Origin of the sequence: Bradyrhizobium mercantei, from assembly GCF_001982635.1 — a bacterium.
Taxonomy (GTDB): Bacteria; Pseudomonadota; Alphaproteobacteria; order Rhizobiales; family Xanthobacteraceae; genus Bradyrhizobium; species Bradyrhizobium mercantei.
This window is the reverse complement of sequence record NZ_MKFI01000002.1, coordinates 1059755-1075359: the sequence shown is the minus strand read 5'-3', so window position 1 is coordinate 1075359 and position 15605 is coordinate 1059755. Positions and strand designations below refer to the sequence as shown.

The 15605-nt window shown below is 65.0% G+C and carries 13 protein-coding genes; 9 read left to right on the top strand and 4 right to left on the bottom strand.

Translation table 11 applies throughout. The annotated features are described in order from the left end of the window. Window positions 1-191 precede the first annotated feature (191 nt). On the top strand, window positions 192-1850 hold the full coding sequence (locus BI327_RS12605) for a thiamine pyrophosphate-binding protein (protein ID WP_076860528.1): 1659 nt from the start codon (window positions 192-194) through the stop codon (window positions 1848-1850). Between the two features lie 61 nt (window positions 1851-1911). After that, window positions 1912-3183, top strand: coding sequence for an NAD(P)/FAD-dependent oxidoreductase (locus tag BI327_RS12600; RefSeq protein ID WP_076860527.1), 1272 nt, complete (start codon window positions 1912-1914; stop codon window positions 3181-3183). A gap of 10 nt (window positions 3184-3193) precedes the next feature. Here BI327_RS12600 and BI327_RS12595 read toward each other — a convergent pair whose 3' ends face one another. The 3 genes from BI327_RS12595 to BI327_RS12585 all read right to left on the bottom strand — a co-directional run bounded on the left by BI327_RS12595 (window position 3194) and on the right by BI327_RS12585 (window position 5735). Next, on the bottom strand, window positions 3194-3427 hold the full coding sequence (locus tag BI327_RS12595) for a hypothetical protein (RefSeq protein WP_076860526.1): 234 nt from the start codon (window positions 3425-3427) through the stop codon (window positions 3194-3196). A gap of 303 nt (window positions 3428-3730) precedes the next feature. After that, window positions 3731-3919: a hypothetical protein gene (locus tag BI327_RS12590; RefSeq protein ID WP_076860525.1), complete on the bottom strand. Its 189-nt coding sequence runs from the start codon at window positions 3917-3919 to the stop codon at window positions 3731-3733. An 838-nt stretch (window positions 3920-4757) separates the two neighbouring features. Continuing rightward, window positions 4758-5735 (bottom strand): NADPH:quinone oxidoreductase family protein, encoded by a 978-nt coding sequence (locus BI327_RS12585; RefSeq protein ID WP_076860524.1) that lies wholly within the window; start codon window positions 5733-5735, stop codon window positions 4758-4760. Window positions 5736-6008: 273 nt separating this feature from the next. Between BI327_RS12585 and BI327_RS12580 the strand changes: the two genes are divergently transcribed. The 7 genes from BI327_RS12580 to BI327_RS12550 all read left to right on the top strand — a co-directional run bounded on the left by BI327_RS12580 (window position 6009) and on the right by BI327_RS12550 (window position 14530). After that, a complete protein-coding gene (locus BI327_RS12580) occupies window positions 6009-6782 on the top strand; it encodes a motility protein A (protein ID WP_076860523.1) in 774 nt (257 codons plus the stop codon). A 40-nt stretch (window positions 6783-6822) separates the two neighbouring features. After that, entirely contained in the window at window positions 6823-7653 is an 831-nt protein-coding gene (locus BI327_RS12575) for an OmpA/MotB family protein (RefSeq protein WP_076860522.1), read from the top strand. A gap of 114 nt (window positions 7654-7767) precedes the next feature. Then, window positions 7768-9690, top strand: coding sequence for a potassium transporter Kup (locus BI327_RS12570; protein WP_076860521.1), 1923 nt, complete (start codon window positions 7768-7770; stop codon window positions 9688-9690). Window positions 9691-9844: 154 nt separating this feature from the next. Then, a complete protein-coding gene (locus tag BI327_RS12565; protein ID WP_076860782.1) occupies window positions 9845-11770 on the top strand; it encodes a potassium transporter Kup in 1926 nt (641 codons plus the stop codon). Between the two features lie 136 nt (window positions 11771-11906). Beyond that, the gene (locus BI327_RS12560) at window positions 11907-12236 is read left to right on the top strand and encodes a rhodanese-like domain-containing protein (RefSeq protein WP_076860520.1); all 330 of its coding nucleotides are present in this window, start codon (window positions 11907-11909) and stop codon (window positions 12234-12236) included. An 8-nt stretch (window positions 12237-12244) separates the two neighbouring features. Beyond that, a complete protein-coding gene (locus tag BI327_RS12555) occupies window positions 12245-13414 on the top strand; it encodes an aminotransferase (protein WP_076860519.1) in 1170 nt (389 codons plus the stop codon). A gap of 6 nt (window positions 13415-13420) precedes the next feature. Beyond that, the gene (locus tag BI327_RS12550) at window positions 13421-14530 is read left to right on the top strand and encodes a polyamine ABC transporter substrate-binding protein (protein ID WP_076860518.1); all 1110 of its coding nucleotides are present in this window, start codon (window positions 13421-13423) and stop codon (window positions 14528-14530) included. 134 nt (window positions 14531-14664) lie between these two features. Here the strand turns inward: BI327_RS12550 and BI327_RS12545 are convergent, their stop codons facing one another. Next, entirely contained in the window at window positions 14665-15600 is a 936-nt protein-coding gene (locus tag BI327_RS12545) for a lipid A biosynthesis lauroyl acyltransferase (RefSeq protein ID WP_076860517.1), read from the bottom strand. Window positions 15601-15605 lie beyond the last annotated feature (5 nt).

Here is a 15605-nt window from a genome sequence, read left to right as displayed (position 1 = left end):
ATGGCGGTGCCGGGGCTCGGTCCTGCGCAAATCGACGGCAATCGTGCGCTGCCCTTTCCCAGCCGCATGGCTCAATGCGGCTGCCGCATCCCGCGGCGAGTTCGGCCTTGCGCCATATTCCCGTCTATCATACCCCCGTGGGACCACGTTCCGCGCGAAACCAACGCGCGCAGTATCCGCAGGGAGCCCTCATGACCAAAAGCAATGCCCGCACCGGAGGCCAGATCCTGATCGACCAGCTGGTCGCGCAAGGCGTGGAGCGCGTCACCTGCGTGCCGGGCGAGAGCTATCTGGCGGCGCTCGACGCCCTGCATGACAGCCCGATCGACGTCGTGATCTGCCGCGCCGAGGGCGGTGCTGCGATGATGGCGGAGGCCTATGGCAAGCTCACAGGCCGTCCCGGCATCTGCTTCGTCACCCGCGGTCCCGGCTCGACCAACGCCGCCCATGGCGTGCACATCGCAATGCAGGATTCCACCCCGATGATCCTGTTCGTCGGCCAGGTCGACACCGGCATGCGCGAGCGCGAGGCATTCCAGGAGCTCGACTACAAGGCGGTGTTCGGCACCATGGCGAAATGGGCCGTCGAGATCGATCGCCCGGATCGGGTTCCGGAGCTGGTCGCGCGCGCCTTCCGCATCGCGCTGCAGGGCCGCCCCGGTCCGGTCGTGATCTCGCTGCCGGAGAACATGCTGACTGAAACGGCTGCCGTCGCCGACGCGCCGAAGGTCGAGCCCGCGGCGAGCTGGCCGGCGCCGGCCGATCTCGAGCGCCTCGGCAGCATGCTGGCCGGCGCGAAAGCGCCGATCATGGTGCTCGGCGGCTCGGCCTGGACCGCAGAGGCGGCCAAGGGCATCGCGCGTTTCGCCGAGCGTTTTGATCTCCCGGTCGCGACCTCGTTCCGCCGCGCCTCGCTGTTCGACGCCGACCATTCGCATTATGCCGGCGACCTCGGCATCGGCCCGAGCCCGAAGCTCAGGGATCGCTTCACCGGCGCCGACGTCATCCTGCTGATCGGCGGCCGCATGTCGGAGATGCCGTCGTCGTCCTACACGCTGCTCGACATTCCCACACCGAGCCAGCAGCTGATTCATGTCCATCCCGGCTCCGAGGAGCTCGGCCGGGTCTATCAGCCGGCGCTGGCGATCCAGGCGACGCCCGCGGCCTTTGCCGCGGCGGTCGAGACCATGAAGCCCGCGGCCGCGCCGGCGTGGGCGGGCGAAGCGGCCAAGGCGCACGCCGACTACCTCGCATGGACCGACAAGCCGCGCGAGCTGCCGGGCAGCTTCCAGTACGGCGAGGTCGTGACCTGGCTGCGCGATCGCCTGCCGAAGGATGCGATCGTCTGCAACGGCGCCGGCAACTATGCCGGCTGGATCCATCGCCACCATCGCTTCCACAGCTTCGCCGCGCAGCTCGCGCCGACCTCGGGCTCGATGGGCTACGGCGTGCCGGCGGCGGTGATGGCCAAGCGGCATCATCCGGATCGCGTCGTCGTGGCGTTCGCCGGCGACGGCTGCTTTCTGATGAACGGGCAGGAGTTCGCCACCGCCGTGCAGTACGACGCACCGCTGATCGTGGTGGTCATCGACAACGCGCAGTACGGCACCATCCGCATGCATCAGGAGCGCGACTATCCCGGCCGCGTCGTCGGCACCCAGCTCAAGAACCCGGACTTCGCGCTCTACGCCAAGGCATTCGGCGGCCACGGCGAGCGGGTCGAGCGCACCGGAGACTTCGCGCCGGCGTTCGAGCGTGCGCTCGCCTCTGGCAAGCCCGCGATCCTGCACTGCCTGGTCGATCAGCGCGCGCTCTCGGTCGGCAAGGATTTTGTACCGGAGCGGGCATGATCCGGAAAAGTGCGAAGCGGCTTTCCGAGGAGATCATGCCCAAACAAGAGGCCGCGCGCTGATGCCGGAGTCGGCCGGCCGTCACGTCGCGATCATTGGTGCCGGCGCGGTCGGCGTCATCAGCGCCATCGAGGCGCTGCGAGCGGGTCACCGCGTCACCCTGATCGATCCGGGCGAGCCCGGCGGCACCCAGGCGGCGAGCTATGGCAATGCCGGCTGGCTGTCGTCGCATTCGGTGATCCCGCCGGCTGAACCCGGCACCTGGAAGAAGGTGCCGGGCTATCTGATGGATCCGCTCGGGCCGCTCGCGATCCGCTGGTCATATCTGCCGAAGGCGCTGCCGTGGCTGGTCAAGTACCTGCTGTCGAGCTGGACCGAGGCGCAGGTCGAAGCGACCGCGCGGGCGATGCGCGATCTCCTGAAGGACGCACCGCTGCTGCATCGGCAGCTCGCCGAGGAAGCCGGCGTGGCGGAGCTCATCGAGCGGCGCGGGGTGATGCACGTGTTTCCCTCGCGCGCGCCGTTTGACAAAGATCTCGGCTGGCGCATCCGCAAGCGCGTCGGGATCGAATGGCTGGAGCTCGACGAAAATGAGATGCGCCAGCGTGAGCCGGATCTGCATCCGCGCTACAAGTTCGGCGTCGTGGTCGAGGAGGCCGGGCGCTGCCGCGATCCCGGCGCTTACGTCGCGGCGCTCGCCGCGCACGCCATCGCGAGCGGCGCCGAGCGCGTCGCGGCCAAGGCCACGGGCCTCAGGCTTGACGGCAACAGGCTGGTCGCCGTGGTCACCGAACGCGGCGAGATCGCCTGCGATGCCGCCGTCGTTGCCGCGGGCGCGCGCTCGAAGCAACTGACCGCATCGATCGGCGATCCGCTGCCGCTGGAAACCGAGCGCGGCTATCACGTCATGATCGAAGATCCGGAATCCGGACCACGCAATTCGATGATGGCTTCCGACGCCAAGATGGTCGTCAACTGGACCGACAAGGGTCTGCGCGCCGCCGGCACGGTGGAGATCGCGGGGCTCGACGCCGAGCCGAACTGGAAGCGCGCCGAGATCCTGCGCGAGCATCTCCTCAGCATGTTCCCGAAGCTGCCGAGGGATATTCCGGCCTCGCGGATCAAGACCTGGTTCGGCCATCGCCCGAGCATGCCCGACGGACGGCCCTGCATCGGCCACAGCCGCGCCACGCGCGATGTCGTCTATGCCTTCGGTCACGGTCATGTCGGCCTGGTCGGCTCGGCCCGCACCGGCCGGCTGGTCGCGCAACTGCTGAGCGGCAAGGCACCGGAAATTCCACTCGCGCCGTTCGATCCTGCACGCTTCCTGTGAGAGGCAAACCTCAGCTCTCGCCGGCCCAGGCCGTGATCGCAGCCGGTGCGATCACGCGCCGGGGTACGTGCGGATTGATCGTGCCTGCGCTGACGTCTTGCGTCTCGGCGAGCAGGGTGCGCGCAAACGCCTTGGCATCCTGCTCGCTCGTGAAGGTGCGGGTCTGTCGCGCGAAGCGGTGGTGTACCGCGTCAGGGTCTCTCACGGCGAACGACACGTACCAGATGGCCCTGTCGGTCTTCATCGCGTGTCCCTGGCGGCGCTCCGCCTGCGCGATCGAGACATCGTGCTCGATGCTGGATATGCAATTTGTGCCAAACGAAAGATCCTGAAGTGAAACAGATGTCGGCGAAATGGCGCCTTGGCGGACAGGCAACGCTACAGGATCGGCACGCATACCGATACTAGCAGAATACTACCTCTCAACCGATGGATGAGGTGACAATGCGCCGTTGCGGCGTTGGTTCCTGGGACCTGAATGCCGCAGTCTAATCGGTGAGCTGTAGCTTTGCGGCCGCGCGTGGCCGGTAACACCGAGCGGGCCGCCCTAGACGGCCTCGTCCTTTTTGCCGGCCGCGGCGACGGCCTTTTCGACTTCTTCGGCGAGGGCCGCAAGATGTTCGGCAAGCTTCGCGAACAGTTCGCGCTTCCGGATGTCCGTGGCCAGGTCGCGGATCAAGGTGCACTCCGCGGCATCGGTGCGAAGTTTCTCCAGATGCGTCAACATGTCCTGCATTTTTGCCGTCCACGGGTCGTTTCCGCAAACGGTAGGCGGCGCGGAACCCGGCGACAATAACGTGTGATAATTTGTCGCCGGGGGCTCGGCGGGGCGCTTCGCGTGGCCCCCGGCTGCGCTATTGCGCGCCGGGGATTGGCGAGAGTGATTGCTGTGTGACTGCCCGACGGGCAACTCAGCAAAACCTGTCAATCCCACGCGAACGAAATATTTCGCTTTATCAGAAGCGCATTTGAATGCTAGAAATCCGAAGTCTCACCCGATCGAGGGGCGCTGCGCATCGTCAGGAGTGTTGCGGTGAGATGCGGTGGACGCCGAGCATGCGACTGACGAGAGCATGTGAAGCGGACGGCGAAATCGTGCAGGCCTGACGCCCTAGTGGTAGGTGTCCTCTCTGCAAGGCGCGTAGCGCTTTGCAGAAGGCGGTGACAACAAAGCCCAGTCTCGCCGGGGAGAGCACGTATAAGCCGTAGCCCATCGCGCAGGGAAAGCCGGATTGCTCCGGTTACACCTGTGGTCCTACCCCCGTGCTTTCTACCTTTTGCACGGGGCCCATGGGTGCGATCGGCACCCGGCTTTCCCTGCGCCCTCTTCAAAAGAGGGCGGGAAGACAAGCAAGCCTCGGACAGATGATGTCGCGAGAGCGCGGATGTATGACTCGCAGACCGTCCAACGCATTCAGTGTCGTCCCTGCGAAAGCAGGGACCCATAACCACAAGTGCTGATGAGCGTGTTTCGCTGGAATGACGAGTCCCAATCACAACACAAGCCGCGGCGTATGGGTCCCTGCTTTCGCTGGGACGACACCGTGTGCGACGCCACAGCGATGCCTCCTTCGCTAGCCGATCCGCACCACCATCTTGCCGAGCGCCGCGCGGGTCTGCATGGTGGTGAACGCTGCGCGAAAATCGGCGAAGTCGAACACCTTGCCGACCACAGGCGTGAGCCGGGCCTCGTTCAACCACGCCGACAATTGCGTCATCACACGCGCCTGCGCTTCGGGCTCGCGGCGCGCGATCTGGGCAGCGTCGACGCCGATCAGGAGGCCGCCCTTCAACAGCGGCAGATTGAACGGCAGAGCAGGAATGCTGCCGGCCGCAAAGCCGACCACGACATGGCGGCCGTTCCAGGCGATCGAGCGGAACGCCTGCAGCGAGACCTCGCCGCCGACCGGATCGAAGATCACGTCGGGGCCATGGCCGCCGGTCGCATCCTTCAGCGCGTCGCGCCAATCCGGCTTCGTGTAGTCGACCACAGCGTCCGCGCCGAAGCTTTGAGCGAAGTTGCGCTTCTCCTCGGTCGAGGCCGCGGCGACGACGCGCGCGCCGAGCAGCTTGCCGACCTGGATCGCGGCAATGCCGGTGCCGCCGGCGGCACCAAGCACCAGCAACTGCTCGCCGGCCTTGAGCGCGCCGCGCTCGCCGAGCGCATACAGCGCGGTGAGATAATTGGTGCGAAAAGCCGCGGCCGCCTCCATCGACAGCCCGTCGGGCATGACCTCGACCGCTTCGGCCGGCACCACGATCTGCTCGGCCAGCGCGCCCGAGCGCGCCGCGCCCATCACGCGCATGCCGGGCGCGATGCCGGCGACGTCGCTTGCGACCGCATCGACCACGCCGGCGAATTCCGCACCGGGCGTAAACGGCAGCGGATCCTTGGTCTGGTAGCGGCCTTCGACCTTCAGCCCGTCGACGAAGCCGATGCTCGCGGCTTGGACCCGGACGCGGATCTGTCCGGGGCCGGGTTCGGGGGTGGAGATGTCCTTCAGCCCGATCTGATCGATGGGTGCATAGTGCTCGACGACGACCGCCTTCATTCTGTCCTGCTCATTGGTTCGTTTCCTCTGCGCCAAGCTATCTCATGTCCGTTGTTCTACGGGGAGAGGTTTTACGCCTTGCGCGGCGGCAGTCTGAGCAGAAAACCAACATCTTCAACGACATCGCGAAAAGGTGGCCGTTTACCCATTGTTATCCCTACCAAATTCGGTAACGCGTCCTTAAGCGCATTAACGTTAGGGTTTTTCCACGCGGCTCGCACTGGGCTGCGCGCCGTCCAGGACAGGCGGGTTGCGTTCGCGTTGGAGTTTTTCATGGATATCATGACAGGCGCCGGGCTGCTGGCCGGCATCATCGTCATCGCGGTGATGATGTTCATGGGCGGCGACCTGCACATGTTCATTTCCGAACATGCCATGATCATCATCTTCGGCGGTTCGATCGCAGCGACGATGATCCGCTTTCCGCTCGGCGTGATGCTGCATGGGCTGCCGCTCGGCGCCAAATTCGCTTTCACCATGAGCCGGCTGTCGGCGCGCGACCTCGTCGACGAGCTCGCCCGCATCGCCGAGATCGCCCGCAAGCAGGGCCCGGTCGGGCTGGAGAAGGTCGAGACCGACGAGCCGTTCCTGGCCAAGGGCATCCGCTACGTCGCCGACGGCTACGACCTCGAATTCATCCGCGACAACATGGAGCGCGACCGCGACAATTTCCTGATGCACCTCGACGAGGGCAGCAAGATCTACCGCGCGATCGGTGACTGCGCGCCGGCCTTCGGCATGATCGGCACCCTGATCGGCATGGTGCAGATGTTCGCCAACATGACCGACCCTTCGAAGCTCGGTCCCTTCATGGCCACCGCGCTGCTCGCGACGCTGTACGGCGCGCTGGTCGCCAACCTGTTCTGTCTTCCGATCGCCGACAAGCTGCATGGCAAGCTGCTCGACGAGGAGACCAACCGCACGCTGATCATCGACGGCATCCTGATGATCCGCGACTCCAAGAGCCCGGCGCTGGTGCGCGAAATGCTGCTGGCCTATCTGCCGGAGAAGCATCGCCACGAGGAAGGCGAGCCGGTTCCGGCCTGACGGCCGGCGCTTTCGGGAAACGCAGCCGGAAAACGCGACAATGGCCAAGAAGAAGCGCGGCGACGCCCACACCGGAGGTCACGGCTGGTTCGTGACCTTCGCCGACCTGATGGGCCTGATGATGAGCTTCTTCGTGATGCTCGTCGCGTTCTCGACCATGGACAACAACAAGCTGAAGATCGTCGCCGGTTCGATGCGCGATGCGTTCGGCGTGCAGACCAATGTGCGCTATTCGGGGATCGTCGAGTCCGACGGTCTGCCGACGCGGCCGAAGCTCAAGAACGTCGAGCACATCTCGCCGGAAGAGTCCTCCGCCAATCCGACGCCGGACGAGAAGGAGCGCAGCCAGATCAACGGCGCGCGGCTGAAGATCGACCGCGAATTCGCGCTCGCGTCCGCTTCGCTCCGCCAGGCGCTGCAGGACATGCCGGAGCTGACCGAGATCTCCAAGAACATCATGTTCGAGGAGACCAAGGAGGGGCTCAACCTGGAGATCGTCGACCAGGACGGCCGCTCGATGTTCGCCGATGGTTCCAGGGAGCCGTATGAACGCACCCGCCGGCTGATCCAGAAGCTCGCCGCGCCCTTGAAGGCGACGCCGCTCAGGGTCGCGATCGTGGGGCATACAGCCGCAGGCTTCGTGCCGGCGCGCAGCGATTATGACGCCTTCGACCTGTCCGCGGACCGCGCCAATGCGGTACGGCAGATCCTGGAGCGGGAAGGGCTGCCGCCCTCGCATGTTTTCGCGGTTTCCGGCAAGGCAGACGGCCAGCCGCTGTTTCCCGACGATCCGACGCTGCCGGCGAACCGTCGCGTGACCATCACGTTGATGCGGGAGAATCCGCCACTGCCACCGGATCTGAAGCCGTAGCCGTAAAATATCATGCTACCGTCAAGCTAGCCGTGTTGGTTGGTTGACAGGCGGGGCGGAAGCGTCGATAGCCGCGCGGATCAAAATCAACCGATCGGGCGTTCTAACCTCGCCATGGCTGCCAGCGTCTCATCCACCGAAGCCCAAGAGGGGCAAGGCACGGGCCAAGGTACAGGCCAGGCCAGCTCCAGTTTCTGGGCCCTGACACTGGGCAGCATCGGGGTGGTGTTCGGCGATATCGGAACTTCGCCGCTCTACGCATTCCGTGAGGCGGTCGGCGGCGCCGCGCACGGCCAGCCGGTCACCCGCATCATGGTGCTCGGCGTGCTCAGCCTGATCCTGTGGGCGCTGTTCACCGTCGTTACCGCGAAATACGTCCTGCTGCTGCTGCGCGCCGACAACAATGGTGAGGGCGGCACACTCTCGCTGATGGCGCTCGGCCAGCGCGCGCTCGGTCGGCGCAGCTGGCCGCTGCTCGCGCTCGGCGTGGTCGGCGCCTCGATGTTCATCGGCGATTCCATGATCACGCCGGCGATCTCGGTGCTGTCGGCGGTCGAAGGCCTCAAGCTCGCCACGCCGCATCTCGAACACTATGTGGTGCCGCTGACGATCCTGATCCTGGTCATGCTGTTCGCCGTGCAGCGCTCCGGCACTGCGCGCGTCGCCTCCGCCTTCGGGCCGGTCATGGTGGTGTGGTTCGCCTCGCTCGCGGTGATGGGGATCGTCCACATCATGGACGATCCGTCGGTGCTGGCGGCGATCAATCCGTATTACGCACTCCAGTTCCTGCTGACCCACGGCACCATCGGCCTGGTGACGCTCGGCGCGGTGTTTCTCGCGGTGACCGGCGGCGAGGCGCTGTATGCCGACCTCGGGCATTTCGGCCGCAAGCCGATCCAGTCCGGCTGGCTGTTCTTCGTGCTGCCGTCGCTGCTGCTGAACTATTTCGGGCAGGGCGCGCTGGTGCTGTCCGATCCCTCGGCGATCGAGAACTCGTTCTACCGCATGGTGCCCGACGTGCTGCTGCTGCCGCTGGTCGGGCTCGCGACCGCCGCCACCGTGATCGCGAGCCAGGCGGTGATCACCGGCGCCTATTCGCTGATCAGCCAGGCGGTGCAGCTCGGGCTGTTGCCGCGCTTCGAGGTCCGTTACACCTCGGAGACCCATGCCGGGCAGATCTATCTGCCGCGGGTCAACCGGCTGCTGTTGATCGGCGTGCTGCTGCTGGTGCTCTTGTTCCGCACCTCGAGCGGGCTCGCCTCGGCCTACGGCATTGCCGTCTCCACCACCATGGTCGCCGACGGCATCATGGGCTTCATCGTGATCTGGAAGCTGTGGAACTGGCGCGTCGCGTCGGCAGCCGCTTTGATCCTGCCGTTCGTGATCGTCGACATGACCTTCTTCAGCGCCAACCTGCTGAAGCTGTTCGAGGGCGCGTGGGTGCCGCTGCTGTTCGGCGTCGTGATGGCGACGATGATCTGGACCTGGCGCCGCGGCGCCGCGATCCTGGTCGCCAAGACCCGCCGCATCGAGGTGCCGTTGCGCGACCTGATCCACAGTCTCGAGAAGCGGCCGCCGCACATCGTCAAGGGCACCGCGGTGTTCCTGACCAGCGATCCGAGCTTCGTGCCGACCGCGCTGCTGCACAACCTCAAGCACAACAAGGTGCTGCACGAGCATAACGTGATCCTGACCATCGAGACCGCGCCGACGCCTCGGGTCGACGTGTCGGAGCGCGTCAACATGGAAAAGGTCAGCGACAAGTTCACCGCGGTGCGGCTGCGCTTCGGCTATATGGAATCGCCGAACGTGCCGAAGGCGCTGGCGGTCGCGCGCAAGCTCGGCTGGCAGTTCGACATCATGTCGACCTCGTTCTTCGTGTCGCGCCGTTCGCTGAAGCCGTCGGCCCAGTCCGGGATGCCGCAGTGGCAGGACCACCTGTTCATCGCGATGAGCCGGTCCGCCAACGACGCCACCGACTATTTCCAGATCCCGACGGGGAGGGTGGTTGAAGTGGGTACTCAGGTAACTATTTGAGCCGAAAGCAAATTCCGGCATTGAAAAGCCGTGATCTATGCGTGATACGCATGGTGGAGGCCTGAATCCGGGCTAACCTATGCATTCCTGCCGGGAGTATAGGCCTGCAACCCGGCATTGTGCAGTGCGGCAGAAGACAGAGGCGCAGCTTCCCATGTCATCCGAGAGTGCGATCACCGCGGCGGAAACGCCCGCGGCAAATGGCCATGGCGAGGCGCATTCGACCGCCACCTTCAAGGCGCTGATGCTCGGCAGCATCGGTGTCGTCTACGGCGACATCGGCACCAGCCCGCTCTACGCGCTGCGCGAAGCCATCGTCGCGGCCGCCGGCGGCGAGGGCGGGGTGACGACGCATGCGGTGCTCGGCGTGCTCTCGCTGATCCTGTGGGCGCTGATCGTCGTCGTCACGCTGAAATACGTCGTGATCCTGCTGCGCGCCGACAACAATGGCGAGGGCGGCACGCTGGCGCTGATGGCGCTGGCGCAGCGCGCCGTGACCAAGGGCGGCGCGGCGATCGTGCTGCTCGGCATCATCAGCGGTGCGCTGTTCTATGGCGACGCCGTGATCACGCCGGCGCTCTCGGTGCTGTCGGCGATCGAAGGCATCAAGCTCGTCACCTCGACCTTCGATCCCTACGTCGTCCCGCTTACGGTGGTGATCCTCGTCTTCCTGTTCGCGGTGCAGTCGCGCGGCACGGCGCGCGTCGCGGCCTTCTTCGGCCCGGTGATGTGCGTGTGGTTCGCCCTGATCGCGGTCGCGGCGCTGCCGCAGATCGTGCGGCATCCCGAAGTGTTGTACGCGCTCAATCCGATCCTTGCGGTGTCGTTCATGCTGCATCACGGCGTGATCGGCTTCATCACGCTCGGTGCAGTCTTCCTCGCGGTGACCGGCGCCGAAGCGCTCTATGCCGATCTCGGCCATTTCGGCAAACGACCGATCCAGACCGCGTGGCTGTTCATCGTGCTGCCCTCGTTGGCGCTGAACTATCTGGGACAGGGCGCGCTCCTGATCGGCAATCCCAAGGGCATCGAGAACCCGTTCTTCCTGATGTTCCCGGACTGGGCGCTGATCCCGATGGTCGCACTCGCCACCATGGCGACCGTGATCGCGAGCCAGGCCGTCATCACCGGCGCCTATTCGCTGACGCGGCAGGCGATCCAGCTCGGCCTGTTGCCGCGGTTCGAGATCCGTCACACCTCGGAAGCGCATTCCGGCCAGATCTACATGCCGCGCATCAACCGTTTCCTGTTCATCGCGGTCATCGTGCTGGTGCTGATGTTCCGCTCGTCGAGCGCACTGGCGTCGGCCTATGGCATCTCGGTGACCGGCACCATGGTGGTGACGGCGATGATGGGCTTCGTGGTGATCTGGCGCGTCTGGCGCTGGTCGCCGCTCGCCGCGGCCGCGCTGGTCGCTCCGTTCCTGTTCCTGGACATCACGTTCCTCGCCGCCAACCTGCTCAAGGTGTTCGAGGGCGGCTGGGTGCCGCTCGCGCTCGGCGGCGCCATGATCGTGGTGATGTATACTTGGCGGCGCGGCAGCCGGCTGCTGTTCGAGAAGTCGCGCAAGCTGGAATTCCCGCTCGCCGATCTCGTCGCGATGTTGGAGAAGCGGCCGCCGCAGCGGGTCTCCGGCACCGCGGTGTTCCTGACCAGCGACCCCATCAGCGCGCCGACCGCGCTGATGCACAGCCTCAAGCACTATAAGGTGCTGCACGAGAAGAACGTCATCCTGACCATCGAGACCGCGCCGACGCCGCGCATCGATCCGTCCGAGCGGGTACGAATGGAGCAGCTGAGCGAGACCTTCTCGAAGGTCACCCTGAAATTCGGCTTCATGGAACAGCCCAACGTGCCGAAGACGCTGGCGATCGCCCGCAAGCTCGGCTGGCAGTTCGACATCATGTCGACCTCGTTCTTCCTGTCGCGCCGCGCGCTGAAACCGGCGGCGCATTCGGGCATGCCGAGCTGGCAGGACCATCTGTTCATCGCACTGAGCCGCTCCTCGAACGATGCCACCGACTATTTCCAGATCCCGACCGGGCGGGTGGTCGAGGTCGGCACCCAGGTCACGATCTAGCCGCCACGATCCTGCGTTTCCGCGCGGCATCTAACCCGTTTCGGACGCTTGATTTTCTCCGCGCGAGGGGCGACTTTGCGCCCCGGATCGGCGAGCCGCGTGACGCTCGCCAAGCTGATATCGGGAGGATATTTCCGTGGCGGACCACAAGGTGGAAGATTTGTTTCCGGACGAGGTGTCGAAGGGCATAGCGGAAGGCCGCTACCTGCTCGTCGACGTCCGCGAGCCCAATGAGGTCGCAGTCGAAGCCTATCCCGATGGCGTCGTGGTGCCGCTGTCGACCTTCGATCCGGCTGCGATTCCCGATCCGAAAGGAAAGCAGGTGGTGTTTGCCTGCCGCTCCGGCAAGCGCTCGGTGACGGCCTCGCTGGCCGCCCAGGCCGCGGGCCTGCCCTACGACAGGCATCTCGCGGGTGGCATCATCGGCTGGAAGGCGGCGGGATTGCCGACCAAGACCGGCGGCTGATCCCTGACATGACCTCCATGAACAAGGTCTTCGCGGACCTTCCCGTCACCATTTTCGAGGCGATGTCGCAGGTTGCGCGCGACAACAACGCCATCAATCTCGGCCAGGGCTTTCCCGACGATCCCGGACCGGAGGACATCCGCCGCGCCGCCGCGGACGCGTCCATCAACGGCTACAACCAGTATCCGTCGATGATGGGCATTCCGGAACTGCGTCAGGCGATCGCATCGCATTACGGCCACTGGCACGGGCTCAAGCTCGATCCGATGACCGAGGTGATGGTCACCTCCGGCGGCACCGAGGCGCTGACGTCTTCGATCCTCTCCGTGGTCGAGCCGGGCGACGAGGTGGTGTGCTTCCAGCCGGTCTATGATTCCTATCTGCCGATCATCCGCCAGGCCGGCGGCATTCCGCGGCTGCTGCGGCTCGAGCCGCCGGAGTGGCGGCTGAACGAGGAGATGCTGCGCAGCGTCTTCAATCACAAGACCAAGGCGGTGCTGTTCAACAATCCGCTCAATCCGGCGGCGGTGGTCTATCCGCGCGAGGACCTCGAACTGCTGGCGCGGTTCTGCCAGGAGTTCGACGTGGTCGCGATCTGCGACGAGGTCTGGGAGCACGTCGTGTTCGACGGCCGCGAGCACATCCCGCTGATCACGATCCCCGGCATGCGCGATCGCACCATCAAGGTCGGCAGCGCGGGCAAGATCTTCTCGCTGACCGGATGGAAGATCGGCTTTGTCTGCGCCGCACCGCCGCTGCTCCGCGTGGCTGCGAAGGTGCACCAGTTCCTGACCTTCACGACCGCGCCCAATCTGCAGGCCGCGGTCGCCTATGGCCTCGGCAAGCCGGACGATTATTTCTTCGACATGCGCAAGGACATGGCGCGCAGCCGCGACCGCCTCACCAGGGGGCTCGAGAGCATCGGCTTTCCGGTGCTGAAGTCGCAGGGGACTTACTTCCTCACCGTCGACCTGTCGCCGCTCGGTCTCAACGAGACCGATGCGGAGTTCTGCTGGCGAATTGTGCAGGATTACAAAGTCGCGGCTATTCCCGTGTCGGCGTTCTACGAGCAGGATGCGGTGACGTCGGTGGTGCGTTTCTGTTTCGCCAAGAAAGACTCGACACTCGACACCGCGCTTGAGCGGTTGTCCGACGCCGTGCATCGTCGCAAGAGGTAGACCAGAATGCAGAAGCAGAGCCGTCGTCTCGTCAGCCTCGTCGGTACGATCGCGACGGTTCTGTTGCTCGCCGCCTCCGCCAGCGCGGAGGAGCGCACGGTCAACTTCTACAACTGGTCGAACTACATGGCGCCGGGAGTCCTCGAGGACTTCACCATGGAAACCGGCATCAAGGTGGTCTACGACACGTTCGACGCCAATGAGACGCTGGAGACACGGCTGCTGGCCGGCAAGTCGGGCTACGACGTCGTGGTGCCAACCGGCTATTTCCTGCAACGCCAGATCACGGCGAAGGTGTTTCTGAAGCTCGACAAGTCGAAGCTGCCGAACCTTGCCAACGCCTGGCCGGTCGTGACCGGTCAGCTCGCGACCTATGATCCCGGCAATAATTACGGCGCCAACTACATGTGGGGCACCACAGGCATCGGCTACAATGTGAAGATGGCGGAGAAGATCCTCGGGCCCGACGCGAAGATCGACAGCTGGGACATGGTGTTCAAGCCGGAGAACCTCGCCAAGTTCAAGGATTGCGGCATCCATATGCTGGATTCCGCCGACGACATCCTGCCGGCAGCGTTGAGCTATCTCGGCCTCGATCCGAACTCGACCAAGCAGGCTGATCTCGAGAAGGCGGCCGATCTCGTCATCAAGATCCGGCCCTATGTGCGCAAATTCCATTCGTCCGAATATCTCAGCGCGCTGGCTTCGGGCGAAATCTGCTTCGTGGTCGGATGGTCGGGCGACATCATGCAGGCCCGCAGCCGGGCGGCGGAAGCCAAGACCGGCGTCGAGATCGGCTACACGATCCCGAAGGAGGGCGCGCAGATGTTCTTCGACAATCTCGCGATCCCGGCGGATGCGAAGAACGTCGCCGAGGCCTATGAGCTGATCAATTACCTTTACCGGCCTGAGGTCGCGGCGAAGAATTCGAACTTCCTGTCCTACGCCAACGGCAATCTGGCGAGCCAGAAGCTGATCGATCCCAAGATCTTCAACGACAAGAACATCTATCCCGACGAGGCGATGCAGAAGAAGCTGTTCGTGATCACGGCGCGCGATCCTGCGACGCAGCGGATCATCAATCGCCTGTGGACCCGCGTGAAGATCGGGAAATAGATTTATCCGTCCTTGCGAGGAGCTCGCGACAAAATTGCAGAGCAATTTTGCGCTGAAGCGACGAAGCAATCCATCGCTCCGCATGCGCGGAAAGGTGAATTGCTTCGCTTCGCTCGCAATGACGACTGGAGGGCCTACCGCCAGCGCCGGTGCAGCCAGAGCCATTGATCCGGATATTCGCGGACCCAGCCCTCGACGACGTCGGTGATCGCCTGCATCGTGCCCTGGATGTCGATCTGGCCGGAGGCATCGAACACCGGCTGCACTTCCTCGGTCACCTCGCCGCGGAAACGGCCGTCGGGAAGGCGGATGATCCGCGTGCCGTGGATCGGGCATTCGATCTGTCGGCGCAACCGCGCCAGCAACGGGTTGGCGGTGGTCTTGCGGCCGAAGAAGGTGACGGGAACGCCGTTGGTCAAATACTGGTCGACCAGCATCGCGACGTGCTGGCCGTTCTTCAGCGCCTGCGCCAGCTTGAGCGGCGCGTCGCGACCGGCCGGCACCAGCGTGCCCAGATTGACGGCGCGGATGCGTTCGATGGCGCGGTCGGCGGCTTCGATGTTCGGCCGTCGGTACAGGACGGCGGCGTCGAGCCCGTGCGCCGCGGCGGCAAGCGGAGACAGCTCCCAGTTGCCGAGATGCGCGGCGAAGAACAGCGCCGGCTTGCCGTCGTCGCGGAGCTGGTCGAACAGTTCCTTGCTGCGTCCGGAGAATTCGACCCGGCCCACCTTGTCGGGATTTTGGGGATCGTGGTCCCAGATGCGGTCAAGATGCGCGAACTCGGCGCCGATGCGTCCGAGATTGTGCCAGACCCCGGTCAGGATCGTCTCGATCTCCTCAGGGGACTTCTCGGGGAAGGCGGCCGTGAGATTCTCGCGGCCGATGCGATCCTCGCGCAGCCGCCGGCCGATGAAATGCGCGGCGCGGCCGAAGAACTGCGCGGTCTTCTCCGGATCGAAATAGCGCGTGGTGCGCAGCAGCCCGGTCGTCAACGCGCCAATGGCGACGTTGGCCACAGGCTTGGCGGCGTCGCGCAGGCGCGCCCTGGTGCGAAGGAGCAGGCGTTTCATCTGGT